This is a genomic window from Acinetobacter sp. AYS6 (assembly GCF_025630795.1).
Classification (GTDB): Bacteria; Pseudomonadota; Gammaproteobacteria; order Pseudomonadales; family Moraxellaceae; genus Acinetobacter.
The window spans coordinates 165328-188116 of record NZ_JAOTNV010000004.1; the positions used below are offsets into that span (position 1 = coordinate 165328).

Annotated in this window: 24 protein-coding genes and 1 pseudogene; 8 read left to right on the forward strand and 17 right to left on the reverse strand. The window is 36.5% G+C overall.

The window, feature by feature from the left end; genetic code table 11:
• A partial coding sequence (dnaX, locus tag OD757_RS01625; RefSeq protein ID WP_263030643.1) for a DNA polymerase III subunit gamma/tau occupies positions 1 to 1231 on the reverse strand: 1231 nt, incomplete at its 3' end.
• 173 nt (positions 1232 to 1404) lie between these two features.
• Positions 1405 to 2883 carry a multidrug efflux MFS transporter AmvA gene (gene amvA / locus OD757_RS01630; protein WP_263030644.1) on the reverse strand — a complete coding sequence of 493 codons (1479 nt, stop codon included), beginning with the start codon at positions 2881 to 2883 and terminating at the stop codon, positions 1405 to 1407.
• Positions 2884 to 3008: 125 nt separating this feature from the next.
• Between amvA and OD757_RS01635 the strand changes: the two genes are divergently transcribed.
• Positions 3009 to 3587, forward strand: coding sequence for a TetR family transcriptional regulator (locus OD757_RS01635; protein WP_004791707.1), 579 nt, complete (start codon positions 3009 to 3011; stop codon positions 3585 to 3587).
• A gap of 48 nt (positions 3588 to 3635) precedes the next feature.
• Here OD757_RS01635 and OD757_RS01640 read toward each other — a convergent pair whose 3' ends face one another.
• From OD757_RS01640 to OD757_RS01650, 3 genes are all read right to left on the reverse strand, one after another.
• Positions 3636 to 4895: a serine hydrolase domain-containing protein gene (locus tag OD757_RS01640; RefSeq protein WP_263030645.1), complete on the reverse strand. Its 1260-nt coding sequence runs from the start codon at positions 4893 to 4895 to the stop codon at positions 3636 to 3638.
• A 71-nt stretch (positions 4896 to 4966) separates the two neighbouring features.
• Complete coding sequence (locus OD757_RS01645; protein WP_263030646.1) at positions 4967 to 5821, reverse strand: MaoC family dehydratase; 855 nt, start codon at positions 5819 to 5821, stop codon at positions 4967 to 4969.
• A gap of 74 nt (positions 5822 to 5895) precedes the next feature.
• Positions 5896 to 7287, reverse strand: a complete 1392-nt coding sequence (locus tag OD757_RS01650; protein ID WP_263030647.1) for a 3-oxoacyl-ACP reductase — start codon at positions 7285 to 7287, stop codon at positions 5896 to 5898.
• Between the two features lie 234 nt (positions 7288 to 7521).
• Here OD757_RS01650 and OD757_RS01655 point away from each other — a divergent pair, with 234 nt between their 5' ends.
• Complete coding sequence (locus OD757_RS01655; protein ID WP_263030648.1) at positions 7522 to 9093, forward strand: acetyl-CoA C-acetyltransferase; 1572 nt, start codon at positions 7522 to 7524, stop codon at positions 9091 to 9093.
• Positions 9094 to 9159: 66 nt separating this feature from the next.
• Here OD757_RS01655 and aceI read toward each other — a convergent pair whose 3' ends face one another.
• A complete protein-coding gene (aceI, locus tag OD757_RS01660; protein WP_155757888.1) occupies positions 9160 to 9594 on the reverse strand; it encodes a chlorhexidine efflux PACE transporter AceI in 435 nt (144 codons plus the stop codon).
• Between the two features lie 90 nt (positions 9595 to 9684).
• Between aceI and OD757_RS01665 the strand changes: the two genes are divergently transcribed.
• From OD757_RS01665 to leuE, 3 genes are all read left to right on the forward strand, one after another.
• Positions 9685 to 10578, forward strand: a complete 894-nt coding sequence (locus tag OD757_RS01665) for a LysR family transcriptional regulator (protein ID WP_009390304.1) — start codon at positions 9685 to 9687, stop codon at positions 10576 to 10578.
• 130 nt (positions 10579 to 10708) lie between these two features.
• A complete protein-coding gene (gene tal / locus OD757_RS01670; RefSeq protein WP_263030649.1) occupies positions 10709 to 11698 on the forward strand; it encodes a transaldolase in 990 nt (329 codons plus the stop codon).
• A 72-nt stretch (positions 11699 to 11770) separates the two neighbouring features.
• Positions 11771 to 12421 carry a leucine efflux protein LeuE gene (leuE, locus tag OD757_RS01675; RefSeq protein WP_057074598.1) on the forward strand — a complete coding sequence of 217 codons (651 nt, stop codon included), beginning with the start codon at positions 11771 to 11773 and terminating at the stop codon, positions 12419 to 12421.
• A 50-nt stretch (positions 12422 to 12471) separates the two neighbouring features.
• Here the strand turns inward: leuE and OD757_RS01680 are convergent, their stop codons facing one another.
• The gene (locus OD757_RS01680; protein WP_009390122.1) at positions 12472 to 12945 is read right to left on the reverse strand and encodes an Lrp/AsnC family transcriptional regulator; all 474 of its coding nucleotides are present in this window, start codon (positions 12943 to 12945) and stop codon (positions 12472 to 12474) included.
• A 186-nt stretch (positions 12946 to 13131) separates the two neighbouring features.
• On the opposite strand from OD757_RS01680, the gene OD757_RS01685 reads away from it, so the two are divergent.
• On the forward strand, positions 13132 to 14307 hold the full coding sequence (locus OD757_RS01685) for a benzoate/H(+) symporter BenE family transporter (RefSeq protein ID WP_263030650.1): 1176 nt from the start codon (positions 13132 to 13134) through the stop codon (positions 14305 to 14307).
• Positions 14308 to 14364: 57 nt separating this feature from the next.
• Here OD757_RS01685 and OD757_RS01690 read toward each other — a convergent pair whose 3' ends face one another.
• The 3 genes from OD757_RS01690 to OD757_RS01700 form a co-directional block, all read right to left on the reverse strand.
• Positions 14365 to 14808: an RDD family protein gene (locus OD757_RS01690; protein ID WP_009390068.1), complete on the reverse strand. Its 444-nt coding sequence runs from the start codon at positions 14806 to 14808 to the stop codon at positions 14365 to 14367.
• Positions 14809 to 15072: 264 nt separating this feature from the next.
• Entirely contained in the window at positions 15073 to 15246 is a 174-nt protein-coding gene (locus OD757_RS01695) for a hypothetical protein (RefSeq protein WP_263030651.1), read from the reverse strand.
• Positions 15247 to 15421: 175 nt separating this feature from the next.
• A complete protein-coding gene (locus OD757_RS01700; protein ID WP_009390128.1) occupies positions 15422 to 15649 on the reverse strand; it encodes a hypothetical protein in 228 nt (75 codons plus the stop codon).
• A gap of 286 nt (positions 15650 to 15935) precedes the next feature.
• On the opposite strand from OD757_RS01700, the gene OD757_RS01705 reads away from it, so the two are divergent.
• Both OD757_RS01705 and OD757_RS01710 read left to right on the forward strand, forming a co-directional pair.
• On the forward strand, positions 15936 to 16379 hold the full coding sequence (locus tag OD757_RS01705) for a universal stress protein (protein ID WP_263030652.1): 444 nt from the start codon (positions 15936 to 15938) through the stop codon (positions 16377 to 16379).
• A 263-nt stretch (positions 16380 to 16642) separates the two neighbouring features.
• A complete protein-coding gene (locus OD757_RS01710) occupies positions 16643 to 18229 on the forward strand; it encodes an ATP-binding cassette domain-containing protein (RefSeq protein ID WP_263030653.1) in 1587 nt (528 codons plus the stop codon).
• Positions 18230 to 18295: 66 nt separating this feature from the next.
• Here the strand turns inward: OD757_RS01710 and OD757_RS01715 are convergent, their stop codons facing one another.
• The 7 genes and pseudogenes from OD757_RS01715 to OD757_RS01745 form a co-directional block, all read right to left on the reverse strand.
• A complete protein-coding gene (locus OD757_RS01715) occupies positions 18296 to 18724 on the reverse strand; it encodes a PPC domain-containing protein (protein WP_009390116.1) in 429 nt (142 codons plus the stop codon).
• Positions 18725 to 18758: 34 nt separating this feature from the next.
• Positions 18759 to 18845, reverse strand: a pseudogene (locus OD757_RS01720) (hypothetical protein); the annotation flags it as partial.
• A 55-nt stretch (positions 18846 to 18900) separates the two neighbouring features.
• The gene (locus OD757_RS01725) at positions 18901 to 20013 is read right to left on the reverse strand and encodes an OmpW/AlkL family protein (protein ID WP_263030654.1); all 1113 of its coding nucleotides are present in this window, start codon (positions 20011 to 20013) and stop codon (positions 18901 to 18903) included.
• Between the two features lie 365 nt (positions 20014 to 20378).
• Complete coding sequence (locus OD757_RS01730) at positions 20379 to 20741, reverse strand: NirD/YgiW/YdeI family stress tolerance protein (protein ID WP_262145344.1); 363 nt, start codon at positions 20739 to 20741, stop codon at positions 20379 to 20381.
• Between the two features lie 238 nt (positions 20742 to 20979).
• Positions 20980 to 21267 carry a hypothetical protein gene (locus OD757_RS01735; RefSeq protein WP_009390141.1) on the reverse strand — a complete coding sequence of 96 codons (288 nt, stop codon included), beginning with the start codon at positions 21265 to 21267 and terminating at the stop codon, positions 20980 to 20982.
• A 276-nt stretch (positions 21268 to 21543) separates the two neighbouring features.
• On the reverse strand, positions 21544 to 21675 hold the full coding sequence (locus OD757_RS01740) for a hypothetical protein (protein WP_009390132.1): 132 nt from the start codon (positions 21673 to 21675) through the stop codon (positions 21544 to 21546).
• 153 nt (positions 21676 to 21828) lie between these two features.
• Entirely contained in the window at positions 21829 to 22698 is an 870-nt protein-coding gene (locus OD757_RS01745; protein WP_034678034.1) for a LysR family transcriptional regulator, read from the reverse strand.
• Positions 22699 to 22789 lie beyond the last annotated feature (91 nt).

The window sequence follows — 22789 nt, forward strand, 5'->3', positions numbered from 1 at the left end:
GTTCAATCATAGCGGGTTGGCTAATCACTTCAACTGGTTGCACAGCACTTACAGGAGCAATATCTTGAACTTGTTGCTGAACTTGGTGATTCACCGCAACTTGGTCATTTTGCTGAACAGGCTCTGATACTACAATTTCATTAGGTGCTAAGGGACGGAATGCCAATAAGCGTAAAACGCACATTTCAAAACCTTGTTCTTGCGTCACGGCAAGTTGTAGGTCAGATCGTCCTTTACATGCAATTTGATAATAAAGCTGTAAATCTTGAGCAGAAATTAGCTTAGACAGCTGCATGATTTTGCGATTAATTTCATCGCTATATTTCAAACTTAAATCAGGCAGATATTGCAAAATTGCCAATTCATGCAATGTCGAAATCAACTGATCAAGTACAAGCGAAACATCTAGTGCTTGATGTCTAAATTGTAATAAAAGCTGACTCACCTTTTCACGTTGGTTTTGATGAATCGCTAAAATCAAATCATAAATAATCGTACGGTCAATTAGACCGAGCATTTCTTTAACATCTTGGTGATGTACGGCACCCTGACCATAAGCAATTGCCTGATCGGTTAAAGATAATGCATCACGTAATGAACCTTGCGCAGATTCGGCAATTTGCCAAATCGCATCTTGATCAGAAACGATCTGTTCTTTTTCAAGAATCGCACCAAGATGCTTTGTAATTTCATCTACAGCAAGAGGTCGTAAGGTAAATTGCAAACAGCGTGAAATTACCGTAATCGGTAACTTTTGTGGGTCAGTCGTTGCAAACAGAAACTTAACATGTTCGGGTGGTTCTTCTAATGTTTTTAATAACGCATTAAAGGAATGCGTAGATAACATATGTACTTCGTCAATCAGGTAAACTTTAAAACGGCCTTGCGTTGGCGCATAAGGAACGTTGTCTAAAAGTTCACGCGTATCTTCTACTTTTGTTCTTGAAGCAGCATCAATTTCAATCAGGTCAATAAAACGACCTTCATTTACCGCTTTACACGTTGCGCAGACTTCACATGGCGTAGAAGTCACACCTGTTTCGCAGTTTAAACACTTGGCTAAAATACGTGCAATTGTGGTTTTACCCACACCACGCGTTCCTGTAAATAAATAAGCATGGTGTAGACGACCGCGTTCCAATGCACTACTTAATGCACGAGAAACGTGGTTTTGTCCCACTAACTCATTGAAATTACGTGGACGGTATTTTCTAGCAAGTACTTGATACATGTATGCTCCTTTTTACAGGCATAAGCATACTTTGTTTTTAAAAGAGTGTGAACGTATAAAGCTCATATCCGTACAGATAAACTGCGAACTGCCCCATTTGTCTGCACTATCAGTTATTTTAAAGCTTCGGATAAAGAACATTTTGACCGAAGCTTTAAATACCCTAAAACGTTTTAATTCACTTTCTTCGGAAAACTAAACCAGACAAATACAGTTAAAAGGAAAAAACAAATAGCTGAGATTGTAAGCACCCAACTATGGGCATAGCTAAAAGCTTGCTGAGCAACTGCAATTAATTGCCCTCCCAAAGGATTTTCAAGACTAGATGCTAATTGCATGGTTTCACCGATCGAAATACTCGCTTTTTCAATTAAGCTTGTCGGAAGTCCTTCGGGCAAAATAATTGAACGACTATAAAACCAAGACAACATTAACCCAAAAATAGCGACGCCTAAACCAGCTCCAAGCTCATAGGCCATACCTTCAATCGCACCTGCTGCACTTGCCTTTTGAGGCGGTACAGATGACATAATGGCAGCAGTTGAGGCCAGCAAAGCAATCTCAATGCTAAAGCCTAAAAAGACCATACACATCCACGCTAAAAAGTGATCGGTCGAAAAATTAAGCTGGGCAAGTCCCCATAGACTAAATCCACTTATTAAAATCCCAACAGTAGATACAAGTCTTAGCCCCCATTTATTTAAGCAAATACCTGCTAATGGGCCACCTAAACTAATTGCAATCATGAATGGAATAATAAACATGGCGGCTTGTAAAGGAGAAAAACCATGCACAAACTGCAACTCTTGAGACAAGAGTAATTCGAAACCAACCAAAGCAATCATAGAAACCACCGCCATGACAATGCTGGTAGAAATCACTGGATGTTTAAATAACTCCAAATCAATCATTGGCGTTGTACTTCTTTTTTGGCTTCGAATGAAGTGAATTAAAGTACTTACTCCAATCACAAACATCACGACTGTAAGTACCGAGAAGTTGTACATCGCCGATTTAATTGAATAGATGAGACTTAAAATCGCCACGACTAAAATTAAAGCTTGCCCTAAGTTAATTGGCTGATCAGTTTTCTCTTGTTGTTTTGGAATGATCATTACGATCATGACTAGAACGACTAAAATAATCGGAATGTTAATGAGGAATACAGCTCCCCAATGGAAATGTTCTAGTACAAAACCACCAACTAATGGACCAAAAGCTGCACCGCCCCCACCCACTGTAGACCAAAGACCAAGTGCAAAATTTCTCTGCTTCTCTTCGGTAAAAGCATTACGAATGCCTGATAAAGTAGCAGGAATAAGCATCGCTGCCCCTAGACCTAAAACAGCACGGGAAGCAATTAAAGCATAAGCTGTTGGAGAAAAAGCCGCAGCCAAAGAACCGACTCCAAAAATTGCAGTTCCAATAAATAATAATTTTTTAAAGCCAATACGATCACCAAGTGCACCCATCGGCAAAATCAAACCCGCCATAATCAGTGAATAAATATCAATGACCCATAAAAGCTGATTGGTAGTTAAATTCAATGCTGCACTTAAAGATGGTGTTGCAACATGCATCACCGTTGCATCAATCGTAACTGGTAAATAAATAAGGACGATAATTGTCAGGATTAACCATTTTTTTTGCATAACGCTCTTCAATATCCAAAACTTGGACATGTGTTCAAATCATGGTTATTATATACACAATTGGACACTTGTCCAACTTTTAGTTTTAATGTAATTTGTGTCGAATTCAGTCAGGTGAAAGAAACATGGCCTATCTTAATCGCGATCAACGCAGAGAAATGATTCTGCAAGCCGCCATGCAAGTTGCTTTGGCTGAAGGTTTTACAGCCATGACGGTACGCCGAATCGCAACAGAAGCACAAACCTCTACCGGACAAGTTCACCATCATTTTTCTTCGGCATCTCATTTAAAAGCTGAAGCTTTTTTAAAGCTCATGGAACAGCTTGATGAAATTGAACAAACCCTAAAAACGACTAGCCAATTTCAAAGGCTATTCATCTTATTAGGCGCAGAAAACATAGATAGACTTCAGCCCTACTTACGCTTATGGAATGAGGCTGAACTCTTAATTGAACAAGATGTTGAAATACGAAAGGCTTATAACCTTGCCATGCAGAATTGGCATCAAACAATTGTGCAAGCAATTGAATGTGGTAAAAAAGAAGGTGAATTTAAAAATATATCTAATTCAACAGACATAGCTTGGCGACTCATTGCCTTTGTATGCGGATTAGAAGGTATTTATCAACTTGGTTTACAAGGTTTAGCCGAAGAAGACTTTAAGCGCCATACCGAAGCAATTATTCGCCTAGAATTATTATAAATATAGAAGCTGGCATTTCTTAAAAATACCAGCTTTAAAATACTAAAATTAGAACCAGCCTTTACGACCTTTTAAAACTTGATCGGTGCAACGTAGGGCTTCTTGAGTCAGCCCCCATAAACGGTAATCACCCGTGATTGAACCAATTTGAAAGTTATGGGTATAGGCAAAACTCAGGTCGCGCTCAGGATCGCACCACGCCCCTGAACCATTGTAACCAATATGTCCAAAGCCATTTTTAGCACGTTTACCCATGGTAATAATGCGGTGATATCCTAAACGCCAATTCATCGGAATTGGCATGACTCGATCACGTGCATAACTTTGAATGGTACTGAGTTCTTTAAATACTTCTGGGCGAATAAGTTGCTGTCCATCCCATTCACCGTGATTTGCCAGCATCGCATAAATTTTAGCAAGACTATTTGCAGTAAACGTGCCGTTCGCCGCTGGAATGACTGCTTGTAACCCTTCATCACTAAAGAAACTAAAATGCTTCATTCCTTTTGGAATCATGGCATCCTGAAAATCTTGCGGATCTTGCCCCGTCCACGTAATCATTTTTTCAGAGAGTGAACTCTTGCGTGCTTGAGGCTTTTTAGGTTTTTCAACTTCGGGAGCCGCTGGTTTTTCAGGTTTGGGTTGAATAATTAAACGTGCTACACGGTCTAGCTCACTTGCAGGCGTACCAAAATAAGCGCCGTCTAACTGCAAAGGCTCAACGAGATATTTTTGCATGAGCTGATCTAAAGATTGACCAGTTGCTTTTTCAAGTACTCCACCGACAAGCCAGCCAAATGTTAAAGCTTGATAAGCATTGCCCTCTCCTGCAAGGAATCTAGGCTTAGTCGCCGCGACTACATCTAACATGTGTGACCAGTCGAGCATTTCTCTTGCACTTTCGATAATATTTCGAACATCAAACATACCGCTTTGATGACTTAGCACATGACGTAAAGTCATTTGCTCTTTACCATTTTGAGCAAACTCAGGCCAATAAGTCGCAATCGGTTTGTCGTATTCTAAAAAACCTTCACTTACTAAAATATGCGCTAAAGTTGCAAGCACACCTTTACCTGTAGAGTAGCAAACTGCCAAAGTGTCAGGTTGCCATGCTTCACTTTGTGATTTTAGACCTGTGTAGATATCTACAACTTTCTGGCCTCTAAAATAAACCGCTAATGCAGCTCCACCTTGTCCCGTTCTGGCATCTTGCAGGCGGCTAAATTGGTGGGCTAAATCAATAAAACGTTCATCTAAAATACCGTGATAGTTATGGGTATCGGCCAGTAAAATTTCTTTAATCACATGAAGTTCCTTGCATTTTTTGTTATTTTGCTCAAAAGCAGCCCAAACATCTGTTCAGGCTGCTGATATTTTTATAATGCTTTTACAGTTCCTGCAACATGCGGTTTTTGTGATTTTGCATTACGAATCAAGAAATCAGTCTTTTTATCTGCATTGGCAGTTAAAAATTCAACTTTTGACGGTAAGAACATTGGTAGCTTAAACCACACATCTGCTTCATAAGCATTTGGTAATTCGAGGTTCGCTAGTGCTTTAGCTTTGCTCCACATGCCATGTGCAATTGCTTGCTTAAAGCCAAATGCTTTTGCTGTAATAGCATGAATGTGAATTAAGTTAAAATCACCAGACACTTTCGCATAACGGCGGCCTGTGTTTTCTAAAATATTCCACTCTGCCTTTGGAACATAAGCTGGTGCTTGTTCTTCTTTGGCTTTCTCACCCACTCTTTTCTCGACTTTTTGGCGAGATAAATAAGTCGTTAAGCCCTCCATCACCACTTCATTGCCAACTTTTGCCGTGCTAATAAAGTCAAACTGAACACCTTTATCATGCGGTTTTAGTTCCCCAAATTTACATGACAAAGTTAGTTTTTCAGTCACAGCAATTGGTCTGGTTTGTTTAATCTGGTTACGAATATGCACTAAACCTAAAATCGGAAATGGAAACGCTTCTGCTGTCATCATGTGCATTTGCAAACTTTGAGAAAGCACAGCCAAATAAATTGCGGGAACAAAACCATTATTTTTAAAGCCACATACTTCGTTATAAGCTTTGAGGTGACTTTGATCAACCTCAAGACTATCCACCACATATTCAATTTGTGGCAAGATTTTTGGACCTTTAGGCTTTTTAAAAATTAAACCTTGCACCACTTTTGGGTAAGCCAAGGCCGCTTTTGGTAGCTGGCTAAAATGACGAGTATTCATACCTAACCTTTTATAATTTATAGATTCTTGAATAAAAAAGGGATGCACAAGCACCCCTTTTTAGTGAAGAGTGCTTAAGCGCCCAACAAACTTTGACCACACACACGTACCACGTTGCCATTTACGCCTGTAGAAGCGGTTGATGCAAACCATGCAATCGTTTCTGCTACATCAACAGGTAAACCACCTTGTTGCATAGAGTTCATACGGCGACCAGCTTCACGAATTGCAAATGGAATCGCAGCAGTCATTTGAGTTTCGATGAAACCAGGTGCTACTGCATTAATGGTAATACCATTTTTTAGAATAGGTGCAGTAAATTTCACTAAACCAATCACACCAGCTTTTGATGCAGCATAGTTTGTTTGACCAAGGTTACCAGCAATACCGCTAATTGATGATACACAAACAATACGGCCATTTGCATTTAGACCATCGTTTTCTAACAAGTAGTCATTTACGCGTTCAGCAGCCGACAAGTTAATGTTAATTACCAAATCCCAAAGCTCTGGCTTCATGTTTGCCAAAGTTTTGTCACGTGTAATACCTGCGTTATGAACAATAATATCTAAACCGCCTTGTTTTGCAGCAGCAGTTTTAATTTTTTCGCCTGCATCAGCAGCAGTAATATCAATTGCCAATGTAGAACCACCAATGTCAGCAGCTACACGGTCAAGGTCAGCTTGTTGTTGTGGTACATCTAGACAAATAACATGAGCACCATCACGTGCAAGCACATGTGCAATTGCCTCACCAATACCACGGCTCGCACCAGTTACTAATGCAGTTTTACCAGCAAGCGGTTTTGCCCAATCAACATCAACCACATCTGCTTTAGATACACGAATTACTTGACCAGATACATAAGCTGAACGTGGAGAAAGCAAGAAACGTAATGTTGATTCAAGGTTTGCAACAGCACCTTCGTCTACATAAACAACTTGAGCGGTAATACCCTTTTTAAATTCTTTACCTACAGATTTGATAAAACCTTCAAGTGCACGCTGAGCAATCGCTTGTTTCACAGTTTTTGCAGTTTCAGGTGTTGTACCAATAACAATCACTCGACCAGAAGTTGCAACTTGACGTGCAATCGGGTTAAAGAATTTATAAAGTTCGTTTAACTGTTCCGAGTTTTGAATACCAGAAGCATCAAATACTACTGCTTTGAATTTTGATTCTTTATCGCCTGCATTAAATGGACGTAAATTTAAACCAACTTTTGCAGCTTCTTGTTGTAATGCAACATTATTGCCTACATAGCTGTCAGCATGAATATTGCTAAGTACTTGTGCAATCGCACCTGACAATACACTTGACGGCGCTGCGCCAACCAATACTGCACCATTCACTACTGGCTGAGCACTTTCAAAACGCTCTAATACAACAGGCGATGGTAAACCCAAATTTTTAACAACGAATTTACCAATAGGAGATTGTGTAAATGCTTGGTATTGATCAGTCATGATTATTATCTCTCAAAAAAATGATTTTCTACGACAGGCTTCATTATGTTATGAAATGGAGAGGAACAATATGAAATCAGTCGTTCATTAGAGTCATCCCAAATCATACTTGAGTTCATCTTTTGATGTCTTGACCTGAATGCTATCTACCATGTCATTCTAGTCAATACAGGTCTATTTGAATTGTGTTAAGGTAGCTTATAAGAATATCGTTAATATGCTTGGAAAAGCCTTATGAGCAAACCAACTCAAGAAAATCCAGCAGTCGAAAATTCTGCTCAGGAAAAAGTGTCAAATACATCAAAGTCGGCTTCTAACACGACTAAGCGTAACAGCACAACGCCTAAAGCAGCAACTAATACTCCAAAAACGACACGTACTCGTTCAACGACTGCACCTGCACGTAGCCCTCGTACTAAGAGCGCCGCTACAGCAACCCCATCTACATCTTCTAACAATGTAGCTGCAGCACCAAAAGCAACAAAAACCAAAACTTCTGTTCAACAGGATAAAACCATGAGCCAAAACACTGTTCGCCGCGTTGCAATTATTGGTGGCAACCGTATTCCATTTGCACGTTCAAATACTGCTTATTTTAAAGCGTCTAATTCTGACATGCTGACAGCAGCATTAAACGGTTTGGTTGAGCGCTTTAATTTACAAGGTAAGCGTATTGGTGAAGTCGTTGCGGGTGCTGTTTTAAAACACAGCCGTGACTTCAACATGACTCGTGAAGTTGTATTAAGCACAGATCTTGCTCCTGAAACTCCTGCTTATGACATTCAAATTGCTTGTGGTACAGGTTTACAAGCAGCTTTTGTTGTTGCAAATAAAATTGCGCTTGGTCAAATCGACGTAGGTATTGCAGGTGGCGTAGACACGACTTCTGATGCCCCGATCGCTGTAGGTGATGGCTTACGTAAAGTTTTACTCGAGCTCAATGTCGCTAAGACTGGTAAAGACCGTCTTAAAGCTTTAACAAAAATTGATTTTAAAAAGCTTCTTGATGCACCAAGTAATGGTGAACCACGTACTGGCCTTTCAATGGGTGAGCACCAAGCAATTACTGCTTTAGAATGGGGTATTACTCGCGAAGCGCAAGACGAGTTAGCGGCAAGCAGCCATCAAAAACTTGCTGCTGCTTATGAACGTGGTTTCTTTGATGACTTAATCACGCCATTCTTAGGTCTTAACCGTGACAACAACTTACGTGCAGACAGCACAGTTGAAAAACTTGCTAAATTGAAACCAGTTTTCGGTAAAGGCGAAACTGCAACAATGACAGCAGGTAACTCAACTCCGTTAACTGATGGTGCATCTGTTGTATTGCTTGCTTCTGAAGAATGGGCAAAAGAAAACGGTCATGAAGTTTTAGCTTATCTTTCTTTCTCTGAAACAGCAGCTGTTGACTTCATTGGTAAAAATGGCCCTAAAGAAGGCTTATTGATGGCTCCTGCTTATGCAGTACCTCGTATGCTTAAGCGTGCAAACCTTAAACTTCAAGATTTTGATTTCTACGAAATTCATGAAGCATTTGCATCTCAAGTGTTGTCTACATTGAAAGCTTGGGAAGATGAAAAATTCTGTAAAGAACGTCTTGGTTTAGATGCACCTTTAGGTTCAATTGACCGCTCTAAACTGAACGTAAATGGTTCATCTCTAGGTGCAGGCCATCCATTTGCTGCAACTGGTGGTCGTATCTTAGCAACTGCTGCTAAATTGATTAATCAAAAAGGTTCAGGCCGCGCATTAATCTCTATCTGTACAGCAGGTGGTGAAGGTGTGGTTGCGATTGTAGAAAAATAATTTCTCTATCGACCTAACAAAATAAGCACCCATCTGGGTGCTTATTTCATTTCAATATATAGTGAATTAATGAAGGGATGCAGCTTTAGCATCTGGAAAAAATTTATCTTCGATATGGTCATAACACCACTGGAAAACAAAGGTATAAACCAAAATACACAAGGTTAAACCAATATCTAAAATAAGTGCATCAATAACACTCATCTGAAGCATATATGCAATCATCGGTACTGTTGCAATCAGCAAACCACCCTCAAAACCAATCGCATGTAAAATCCGTACAGGGATTGTTCTTTCCCAATTATATTTATGCTCTACTTTTTCAAAATAATGGTTAAAAATCATATTCCAGAAAACTGAAACGACTGCCATAAACACACCGAGTGTACCGGTTACGTCCATTGGCATATCAAAAATAAAACTTAATGCAATCGCTATGATGACCAATAAAATTCCTTCATAACTGATTGCATGAATGAGCCTTCTCTTGGAAATCAACATTTTTAAATACTCAATAATAACTTGGATAATGTGCATTTTATTTTTATAATATTGATTAATCTAATCAGGTTCTTTCAGTTTTTTTGACAGATGAATATTAATCAAGAACAACTACTCATGTTTCAGGCCGTGATTGAAACCGGCTCCTTTTCGGCAGCAGCACGTAAACTTGGCAAAGTTCCTTCGGCTGTAAGCATGTCTATTGCCAACCTAGAAATTGATCTGGACTTAACTTTATTTGACCGTAAAGGCCGTGAACCCGTCCCTACTGACGAAGCACGGGTGTTATACGAAAAGACATCTCAGCTTTTAATTGAGATGAATCAATGGAAACAACATGCTCACGCGTTAAGTACAGGGTTAGAAGCCAATTTAACCATTGTGATTGTCTCTGAACTTTTACACACCAATTGGACTGACTATATTTGTCTTTTAGAAAGTCGTTTCCCTGACTTACAAATTAATATTGTGTCTGCCCCTCAAGAAGATGCTCTTCAAATGTTATTAGACGGGTCTGCCCAACTAGCACTGATGTTTGAACGCGAGCATCTAGATAACAGAGAACAATTTGTAGAGCTTAAACGCGAGGCTTTAATTCCTGTTATTTCAAACAATCATCCCCTCGCAAGCCAAAATCAGGTTTCTTATGAACAGATCCTCACTACACGACAAATTGTAGTTGCAAGCCGAGATGAAACTTTAAAGCCAGAATTGCTTTTTTCGAAACATTACTGGCGTACAGACAACCATCACTCTGCTTGCTTAATGATTTTGCGTAATTTGGGTTGGGGGGTTCTTCCTCAAGAAATGTTTAAAGAAAACCCAGAATTAAAAAATAAGCTTAAAGTATTGGATTTACTAGATTTCACACCCAGATTCGAATATTACGTCGATTTAGTTTGGAGTCGTGAAAGTGAGCTTGGAGCTGCAGCCAGATTTCTGATTGAATATATCCGCAAGCAACGAATGCAACAGGCACCTTAAAATTATTTCAATTTAGATGCAGAACCTAAACGTTTTTCTTTGAAAGATAACAATTGATATATCGACAGCATGAATAGACTTTGTGCTATAAAGAAAAGATAAGATTTATTACTGAAGATGTTGAATATCAATGACTCATACAGCACTTGACCAATTAAAAACATTAACGACCGTTGTTGCCGACAGTAGTGACCTTGATGCAATTCGTAAATTCCGTCCTCTAGACGCGACGACTAATCCGTCATTGATTACGGCGGCGGCAGAACAACCAGAAAGTAAAGAGCTCATTGAGGATGCTTATTATCAAGCCAAAGAAGAAGGCTATAGTAACGATGAGTTAATCGAAAGAACCATTGATATTTTAACCGTAAAATTTGGCGTAGAAATTTTAAAACTAATTGAAGGCCGCGTTTCGACTGAAGTTGATGCTGCCCTTTCATACAACACTGAAGCCACCATTCAAAAAGCGCATGAATTATGTGAACTTTACAAAGGTTATGGTATTGATCAGTCTCGCATTCTGATTAAAATCGCGTCGACTTGGGAAGGTATTCAAGCCGCTAAAGTGCTAGAAGCGGAAGGGATTGCGTGCAACCTCACCCTCCTTTTCGGTTTACATCAAGCTCAAGCTTGTGCAGATGCAAAAGTAACTTTAATTTCACCATTTGTAGGTCGTATTCTAGACTGGTACAAAAAAGCTGAAGGTGTAGACGCTTACCCAATCGAAAAAGACCCAGGCGTAGTTTCAGTTAAGAAAATCTATACCTATTACAAACAGCAAAATATTCCAACTCAAGTGATGGGTGCAAGCTTCCGTAGCATCGATCAAGTACTTGGACTTGCAGGATGTGATTTGCTAACGATCTCTCCTGGTCTACTTACCCAACTTGAGCAAGATACACGTACAGTTGAGGCAGCTCTTGATGCGACCAAGTCAAAGCAAGCAGATGCGATTGTTAGACCAGCTCAAGATGAACAAAGTTTTAAAGACGAACTTAATCATGACTTAATGGCATTCCAACTTTTACAAGGTGGTGTTGATGGCTTTATTAAAGCTCGTGACCAGTTAAGTTTTTTATTACGTCAATCCTTTGGAATTGATGCGGAAATTAAACCTTAAAAACTGCACTTTTCATACAAAATCACCGATTTTTGTTATCATGGCAAAAATCGGTTTTTTATTGGGTTTCTCGTGTTCGGCATAACAGATTTAACAACATATATTATTGGTACATTCCTAATTGTGTTATTGCCGGGACCCAATTCTCTTTATGTGATGTCAATTGCTTCACGTTACGGCATTAAAACTGGTTATATGGGCGCATTCGGTATTTTCACTGGTGACCTTATTTTAATGCTGTGTACAGTTCTTGGTGCTGCTTCTTTACTTAAAGCATTTCCATGGGTATTTGTTATTCTTAAATTAACAGGTGCACTTTACCTATCTTATTTAGGCTTTAAGCTCTTACAAGGCAGTATTCAACGCTGGAAACAACGTAATCAACCACAACCAGAAATGGCTGATTTACCCGCTCTAGATAAAGTTCATCCTTATAAAACCGCCTTAAGTATTAGTTTACTTAACCCCAAAGCGATTTTATTTTTCCTCTCTTTCTTTGTTCAATTTGTTGAACCCGACTATGCCTACCCCGCTCTAAGCTTTTTAATTTTAGCGGTTATTTTACAGATCATTAGCTTTAGTTATTTAACGGCATTAATCTTCTCTGGAATTAAACTTTCAGCATTTTTTAAAGAAAATCATAAAATTGCAGCAAGTAGTGTTTTTTTAGTCGGAATTCTATTTTTCGGATTCGGTTTAAAACTAGCAACTTCAACGATCTAATCATCTTTACCTATACGTTTTGCATTATAAAGTTAAAACATGATGAGCTCCTAAAATGCCAACATGCCATCAGTTTTAACTTCGTTGAGAACAAAAAACGTTCGAACTTGTCTTACTCCAGGTAAAGCAATAATCTTTTCACTATGGAATCGGTTAAACGCAGCTAAATCTTTAACACGAATTTTTAGAAAATAATCGACTTCCCCAGCAACCAGATAACACTCCAGCACATTCTCCAAATCACCTGCGGCCTGTTCAAATGCCTGAAAGCTGTCTGGAGTTGAACGGTCCAAAACCACACCAACGAGCACCACCGTATCACGCTGCACCATGCTTGGATTGATCCGAGCGCGTACATCTAAGATTGCCCCAATTTTAAAAAGACGTTGAGTGTGATTCCAACAAGATGAAGTACTGATTCCTACAAGTTTGGCCAGCTCAGCATTACTTAAACGTCCATTCTCTTGTAAAGCACGCATAATTTTGAGTTCAAGTACTGTCAAATTTTCAGCCTGTTCTTCCATAAAATAATATCCCAAATTTAGTATTCCCTATGGAATAAATAATAGCATTATTCAATAATTTGAAAATATTATTTCCAATTTAAGTTAAAAATAGAAAGCACCTTCTTTAAAAAAATTGCTAAATTCACCTCAATTAGAAGCCATGGCAGAAGCCTATTCACTTTTCTTGGATTTAGAACACTTATTATGCAAAAGATTCTTCAAGATTTTTCAATTCCAGCAGTATTTGCCGGCTTTATTACTTTTTTAATAGGTATTAGTGTTTCGGCCGTTTTAGTCATTCAGGCTGCTCAAGCTTTAGGAGCTTCACCCGAACAAATCACCTCTTGGTTTTGGGCCTTAGGCTTAGGTATTGGTCTATCAGGACTTATCCTTTCTTGGAAATTTAAATACCCTGTAGCAACTGCATGGTCAACCGCAGGCCTCGCTTTAATTATGGCAACAGGCAGTGGCTATAGCTTAAATGAAGCCATTGGAGCTTTTTTAATAGGGGGTTTACTGACTGCTATTTTAGGCTTTTCAGGTATATTTCAAAAAGCACTTTCATATATTCCTCAAAGCTTAACCAGTGCTATGCTTGCAGGTGTTTTACTCAAATTTGGTATTTCCCTGTTCGCCAGTTTACAAAATGATTGGGAATTCGTTTTATCCTTACTTGTCATTTATATCATTACAAAAAAATTATGGCCGCGTTATAGCATTGTATTTACTGCTCTTGCAGGTATTGCGCTGTGTCCTGTCTTTTTAGAATTTCATATGCCGACTCTTCAGTGGTCTTTGGCGAAACCAGTTTGGATTAGTCCTGAATTTAGCTGGTCAGCACTTTTAGGATTAGCTCTTCCACTTTTTGTGATTAGCATGGCTTCCCAATATTTACCCGGAATTGCCATGATCAAAAGTTATGGCTATAAACCACATGTTAATCAACTGATTGGCTGGACAGGTTTAACCCAAGTTGTGCTTGCACCTTTTGGCTGTTATAGCGTCAATATTGCTGCAATTAGTGCTGCGGTAAGCTTAGATGATCAAGTCCACCCAGACCCAAGTAAACGCTATATTGCTGGCATGAGCTGTGGCTTTTTCTATATCTTAATGGGTTTGTTTGCTGCAACGCTGACAAGCTTACTGATGTCTTTTCCACATATCTTTATTGTAGCTTTAGCTGGCATTGCTTTATTTGGTACGATCAGCCACAACATAGCCATCGCATTTGCTCAGGTTGAAGACCGCGAAGCTGCATTATTTACCTTTTTATGCAGCGCTTCAGGCATTCAATTTTTTGGTATTGGTTCAGCCTTTTGGGGACTCATTGTCGGTCTTATTGTATTTGTAGTACTTAAATTTAAAGTCAAAAAAAGTTAATAAAAAAAGCGTTCATAGCCCCTTTTTCAATGCTATGAACGCTTTATAATCTTATTTTTATAGCTCTCTTACTACCACTGATTTTGCCATTTTGTCATGCCAGCCTTGTTTTTTAGCATCAAATGCGACCCAAAAAAGACCAATACCAAATACTATAATTGACGGTATATAGCCAATATATCGAATAATACTCTGCATGAGTGTTAGCTTATCGCCGGTTTTTTCATCTAAAACCTTTAATCGCATCAATCGTTTACCTGGAGTACCTGCAAAATACAGCCAACATAAAACTGAATACAACAAAGGAAATGCATAGTTCACAATTAAATCAAACCAATAATTTTGTGGCTTCGTACTTAAACCGGTAGCAAAGACTAAGTCGTAATCCCCTTGATAAAAAATCCAAGCTGCAGGAATAATTGCTAAAAAAAGAATAAGAGTGTCAATAATCATTGCACCAAATCTTAACCAGAACCCTGCATACTCATACTTATAAGTCATGCTCACCTCGCTTTGTTATTGTTTAATCGCTAAAAATGCTTTTACAATTTTACTTTTATCCTAAATGAAACTTTTTTATTTTTAAACACTTAAATAAATTTTAAATTTTCTTCTTTTATATTTTATTGTAATAATTTTGATAAAAAAATATTATTAAACTAAAACTTATCATAAAAATAATTCAATTTTTTAGAACTGAAATTTTCTTTTCAGTTCTATTAAAATAATTCTATAGACAATCAAAAATACAAATTCATATTATATTTATTTCCAAAATAAAATATCTAATTTAAACTCTTTCTTTAATAGTAATGCTGCAAATAATAGTGCTAATCCTATAAAAATTAAAAAAACACTTAAACTGACTAATCCACAAATAATCGCTATACTGCCTAATATAGCCAAAAAATAAAATATAATTACACTGAGTGTTGGCATTTCAATTTATTCCACTACTTAAAATAAAAGCAATTTATTCTATCGAGTTTATAAACGATTGCTGTTTTCAAATGTTGATTACAATATTAATTTGTATCTTTATACAATGAACATGTTATTAAACTTATTTAGTGTTACTTTAGTTTAATATGCTGTGATGAATTTCACATAACTTTTATTTAATTTCAAAGTAATGCTTTTCAGTCACAAGTTTAATTTTTAAATTTTTATATAATCGTTCTTTTGAATCTTCAAGAGAAGGAACAACTTTTTCTGCAAATTTATCTTCTGCCATCAATCTGGCATAAGTTTTATAACCAATGACTAACTTTTCCGGTTCTTTACCTGTTTGACGGAATTCCTCTAAAAGCTTATTCACTTTCTTTGCTGTTAAATCAGCCATCTTCTTCTCCCCCTTCATTTACTATTTTGTTATACGTTTTCTATATGACAGAAATATGAACAGTAATTTTTTGTAATTTTCATGTAAATATTATCGATTGTTTGGCAATAACGCTTAAACTCAATAAACGCCAATAAAAAACCAAAACAAACGTTTGATTTTAAATAAATTTATTTAATTTTCAGTTACATTGATCGAATAGATGTCTACCAAGAATGAAATATGTTAATCTTTAATTAATAAATGCTTCATACATATAACAACTGTAAATAAGAGGAATAACATTATGAATTACCAACATATTATTGTACCAGTCGACGGTTCTGAAATTTCTTTTGCAGCAGCAAGACAAGCCGCACATATTGCAAAGGCATTTGGAAGTAAATTGACCGCTATTAGCTTAGTTGCGGTAGATCCTTTTAGTGGCGTAGATTTTTATTACATCTCACCTGTTGTAAAAGATTATTTTGTTGAAGCACGCGCCAATGCGGAAAAAACCCTCGCAAAAGTAAAAGCTTTATGCGCCGAAGAAGGTATTGATGCCGAAACTCAAATTATCCAAGGTGAAATTTCTTCAGATGGCATTCTTAAAGCTGTAGAGGGCTTAGGTTCCGATTTGATTGTGATTGGTTCTCATGGTCGTAAAGGCTTCCAAAAACTTATTTTAGGTAGTTTTGCTCAAGATGTTTTAAACAGCACTAAAATTCAGGTATTGGTTGTAAAAGAATAAACCTTATTTAGAGGCATAAAACCCAATCTTTAGATTGGGTTTTTTAATAAAACAAACGTATAAATTTTACACTAGCCAAAAATCTAGCTAGAATAGTTTATTATTCTTTTCAATTTCGTGAGTCACGCCAATGAAGTAAGTCTTTTTTTCTCATCATTTTTTTCTTTTTTTGATGTGCAAAATAGACTATTTTTTGTGATTTAACGTCTCTGCTTAAAACTACTTTTACTATTTTGTACATCCTGTATTTATGAGGTTTTTTTATGACTCAGCAGGCATGTGTAATATCAGAACTCACTTTAGAATTCCCCTCTAAAGTCATGTTTAAACAACTAAATTTTAGTCTTGAATCAAATCACGTATCTGCTTTAATTGGCCGCAATGGTCAAGGCAAATCTTTGCTGATGCAAATGTTAAACCAGACGCTTAAATCTGATTCAATTCTTACATCGGGGCAAATAGCTTGGCATATAAAACATGCTTATTTACCTCAATTGCATCGGTTAACAGGTCGGACCATAGCTGAAGCATTAGATATTTTAGATCTTTATCAAGCTTTTAAGAGAGTTGAGCAAGGTGTTGCTAGCTTCAATGATTATGATTTATTAGAAGGCAACTGGGATTTGCCCACCTTATGGAATAACTTATTAGAGTCTGCTCATTTGCCCACTAATTTAGAATTTCCAGTTGAAAAATTAAGCGAAGGTCAAAAGACCAAATTGGCTTTAAGCTGTTTATTTTTAAAATCAGATCATTATTTACTACTTGATGAACCCAGTAATCATCTAGATCAGGAATCTAGAAAATGGTTAATTGATCATTTGAAGAAACACCAAGCAGGTGCACTTATCATTAGCCATGATCGAACGTTGTTAAATGAAGTAAACCATATTTATCATTTAAATGAGCATGGCTTGCATCACATAACCGGAAATTATGAGAAATTCTATGAGCAATATCAATCTCATGTAGCGGCTTTAGAACACTCTGTTCAACAAACTCAACGCGACGTTAAGCAGATGAAGCAAAAACAACATGACGTATTAATGAAAGCTCAAAAACGTGAACGTGTTGGGAATAAAATACGCGAATCAAATTCTCAAGCTAAAATTTTGCTCGACTTTAAAAAGGAACAAGCGGGCCAAAGTATTGCGGCGATACAGTCTCAACAACAACGACAAATTTCAAATAGTCAAAATGATTTAAAAGACAAAAAAATGCGTCTTGAAACAGTCAAGCCACAACAATTTGTCTTCCCTTCTTTTCATAAAAAATCTGGAGAAATTCTTCGAATTAAAAAACTCAAACTGAAATATGGCACTCAAACGCCCATAGATTTAGCGGTAAAGGCAGGCCAGAAAATTCACATAACAGGTCAAAATGGCAGTGGAAAATCAACACTGCTTAAAGCAATCAATGGACAGAAAAATCAGCCCTCTGACAGCATTCACTTATTAGTAGAGTGTTTTTATCTCGATCAAAACTTTAGCTTTTTACGTGATGAGATGTCTGTTATTGAGAATTTAACTCACATGAATAAAGACCTTTCAGAATTAGAGTGGAGAAATTTATTAGGTCAACTTCGAATCCGTGGTGATAAAGGTGCTTATCTTCTGTCTCAGCTAAGTGGTGGGGAAAAACTAAAAGTAGCGTTATTGGCGCTAAGTCAGATCCACCCTACCCCCGAACTTCTGCTATTGGATGAACCAGAAAATCATTTAGATATTGAATCTAGAGAATTATTAGCTACCGCAATTCAAAGCTATGAAGGTGCTGTCCTACTCATTTCACATGATCAAATCTTTGTTGAAAGTTGCGCTATTCATGAGTCAATTTCTTTAGCCGAATAATTATTATTTATATCTTTTTTCAAATTTACTAGCTCTCATGTGAAAGCTAGTAAATTTAATTAGCTATTATCTCTTTAATTTATTTAATAATTCGATGTCTAAATTATATTTCACAGTTTTATTTTTACGAGCACTATTACGCATTTGATAAACTTGAACAATATAATCACCATCAACTGGTAAAGTGAGTTCTCCTGTCGATCCTACAGTTGAGCCAATCAATAATGCATTATCTTTACCCGGTTTTTTACCCGGTGCAAAAATATTGACATAGGCTAAATTACCAAGACTATTGATATTAAATTTCAATATTTGTCCATTCTTTGCATAAACTCTATATCTCACATCTTCATAACCCTGAAATTTTCCAGTTAAAGTAGTATGAGGTGAACCTTGTAATAAATTAATTTTTTGTTCAGTATTTTTAGCTAAAACAGAGAAAGATATAGTTGAAATGAGTGTAGATAATAATAAAGTTTTAATGATTTTTTTCAATTTCCTATCCTCAAAATTATTTTAAATTATTATATTAAAAATATTTTTTATAAAATTTTACTTTATGTATGAGTTTGATGAGTAGTAGTTATTTTTTATAACTAGTAAAAAATAAAGTATCTCAAAGTTTCAAATATTAAGTAACTCTGAGATACCCTTTTTAAAAAATAAAAATATTAGAATCTATACCCTACCCCTAAATAGGTAATAAGGGGATCGATATCAACTTTTGTTGTAGCATGGATTAAGCGAGTTCCCGTATTTTGATTGACTACATCAATTTGTGCTTTGTTGTTTAGTTTTGCATAAGATACAGAAGCAACCGTGTACCATGAGTCATTAAAATCATAGGTAAAACCAGCAGTAAAAATAGGAGCTATTGCGTCATCTGTATCGACATTAACCACCATTTTTCCACTCGACTCTTTTCGGTCTAAAGCAGCGCCTGCTTTACCATCTAGTACATTTTGAATCATATGACCTGCAGAGACTAGATCAGAGTGAATTCCATCATTAAGTTTAATATCATTAAAATGAGCATACATTAAGCCCGCACCAATATAAGGTCTAAACTTATTTACCCCACTTTTACCAAACTGATATTGTGCTTCTATGGTTGGCGTCCACGCTCGAATAGATGCAGCTTTAGATTTGTTTCCTAAGTTGGTAATTGGAATCGCTTGACCTAGGGTAAAGCCGTCAGGGAATAGATATTGAACTAGACCATTAGGAGACATGGCAACTCCACTTAATGGTGCTAGGATTTCTCCTTTACCTTTTACATCAACTTTAGGTGGGATACCGCCAATAAATTGTAAAGACACATTATCATTCAGATAATAGTTAAATGTTAAACCTAATGTGTCTACATCATCAACTTCTAGTCCCGCATCTTGCTGCTGCCAGCTTTCCAATCCCTCAATTCGGGCTGTACCAGCAACATCAGCTAGAATATTCCCATTACCGTCTGTAAGTTGATCTTGGATTTCGGGTTGAGCTAAAAACTCTGTAAGGGATTCTTTTAAATTCCAAACCCCTCCTCCCATATCAGTCATAGTAGCATTGGGATCAATTGAGTTTAAAAAGCTTGTTGTTGAAATAGTACCGACTTTAGCTGTGGTTCCATTTTTAACAGCAGTATTAATATTAAATGGATTAGCTTTACCTTGTGGCATTACATGTAACCAACCAGCAGACACAGAGAATTTTTTAAATTCCTGCGCATAACTCATGCTTGTTAACACCGATAATGCACTCACTATTGCTATTTTTATTACTCTTTTTTTCATTTTTATTCCATCCTAGAAATATATTGCCAATTTTGCAATATATTTATGGAATATAGCCGAGTTGCCTTTTTTATCAATCAGTATATTTTTTAAACGATATTAATTTAGACAACTCTATCACATTTACAATAGTAATTTTATGAAATAGTTATCATTATTTTCAGATGAATGGCAGAAATATATAAAATTATAATTTAACGATCGGTAAAATACTTAAAAAAGATTAGTTCTATTTTGACTAGCTGTCATGAAGCATTTAATGCAAAGCATTCATAAAAAATTATCCCCTTTTAAAAGAAAACTCCTAAAAATAGGAGTTTTCTTTTTTGTTTGCTCTAAACAATATTTATATAAATGATCTGTTTTTATTTAACACGCTCGATTTGAAAAACTTCAATATCGGTAGGCTTAACTCTATGAGTATCTACCTCTCCCATAACACGTACTCTATCGCCCGCTTTTAATTGTAGAGGTTTCCACAAGTCATCATCTACATCAATTACAATTGAACCCGTAGCATCTTTAAACTCAAAATGATCACCAGCAATATGCTTTACGATTGTACCGGTTAAAGTAACTCCAGTTTCATCAGCCAAAGTTTTTGCTTTAGACACTGTAACTACATTTTTTGTCGCTTCTTTTATTAAGGTAGCATCTGGTTTAGCAAATACCGCATTACTACCCAATAAAGCTAACCCAGTTAGGGTTGCCAAGAATATTTTTTTCATTACGATGACCTACTTTTAATGTTCTTAGTTATATAAACAAATTCTTTTAAAGTTATAGATTTAGCTTTTGTGGTTTTTTGTATCTTATTAGAGACTTTGTTTAATATTGAGGAATAAAACTATCAATTATCTTCTTGGAGTTTTCTCTTTTGACCACCATCTTTATAGCCCATGACATTTATAATTAATTTACTTAAGAAAGCTTTTTCTTAAGTAAATTAAATTCTGTACTTAAAGCTCAAACAACAAGTTGTCCTAAATCCAATAAAATATTTATGGCTTCGGCTTCATTTTGTGTTTGCCCCACAATCATTCTGTCATAAGAAATTCCACCAATCTCAATATAAATTTTTGGATGAGGAAGTTGAGGTATATAAACTTTTAGCGGTTGATAAAGAGCTAGAAGATAACCAAATGAATCATAAGGATAATAATCATCTTTTTGTGTTTTCTTGACCACCATGTAAGTGTTCAAAATATCTAGAATAAAACCATATTCATTTTCAGAATGAAATTTAGCGTCCATACCCACCTCCTTGATTAATTAATATTTTTATAATCAAATTTAAAGGTTAAATTTCTGATCTGATAGCATTTGAACCATTTATTTTAAATATAGAGTTATATTTAAAATGATCCGTGTTGAATTTAAATATATTTAAAACCTAGTATACTAGTCAACATATTTTGAACAGCGCCTTTAAAAATAAATATTTTGAGTTACAAATCACACTTTAAGATAAAATAAAAAGATATAAAAAAACCCATCTTACGATGGGCCTGAGCATTCATTCATCTAAAATTATGAATCTTTATCCATTGAATGAGGGGTTGTGGTTTTATCTTGCTGTTTTGTATCGTTTTCACCTTGGCAAGCGCTCACACTTAAAGAAATAATGGCAGCTAAACCTAAAGTAGTCATAATTTTTTTCATATTTCACCTCATAAATTGTTTAGATTGATGAGTTAATAAATACTTTTTATTCGTTTTACGATCAGCATAGGTTTCTAGGCTTTTTTGTAGATTTAATAAAGAAGTGTAAATCTCTTTAGTATCACCTCTAAATATCAACTTAAAATTTGGTCATTAAACATTAACTGAATGTCTAAGTGTTTTGATTAAAAGCTCATATAAGTGGTCAACAGCTTTCGATTCTAAAGATGCCCTACTCCGATAAACTGCTGTTTCCATAGGTTCCAAAGGACCAAGGCCATGATCAGCACCTAATATTGTTAAATGCTGTGGTGCACTACACTGAGTAAACACGGCAATTGCTAAACCGCTTTCAACGGCTGCAATTTGTCCCGCTAAACTTGAACTGTTGTATACAACACGGTAACGCCGCCCTTGTAACGCTAAAGAATTGATAGCACTCTTTTTCGCTTGACTTGTACTTTCGTAAACTGCAATCGGAAGCGGGTCTTCTCGCCAGAGTTCAAACTGAGGAGAGCCTACCCATACCATAGGTTCATGAAATAAAAGTGTTCCTTGACGGGCGTTATCTCTCGAAATTAATGCCAGATCTATATCACCACTTTCTACTTGTGGAATTAAAGAAGTCGACTGCTCACAGATCAATTCAATTTCCACCCCTCCATAACGTGGCGCAAACCGCTTGAGTACGGGCGTTAAATATTTAGCAGCATAATCATCAGGTACTCCAAGTCGTATACGTCCCTTCAGTTCATCTCCATGAAATGCCATTTGTGCTTCTGCATGTAAATCGAGAATACGGCGTGCATAACCTAAAAGTAATTGTCCTTGAGAGGTTAATTCAATTTGTCGGTGAGTTCTGATTAAGAGTTGACAATGTAAAGCTTCTTCTAGTTTTTTCAATTGCATGCTAACAGCTGATTGGGAACGATATAACTCAGGCGCTGCATTCGATAATGAACCTGTATCTACCACTGTAACAAAACACTTCAGCCAATCAATCTGTAAGTTTTTTATATTCATTTCAATTTATCTATTCGATTTTCAAATAGTATATAAAAGAATTATGCGCTTTTCTTTATCTATTCTCTCTTCCATACTGGATTTAGAAAAA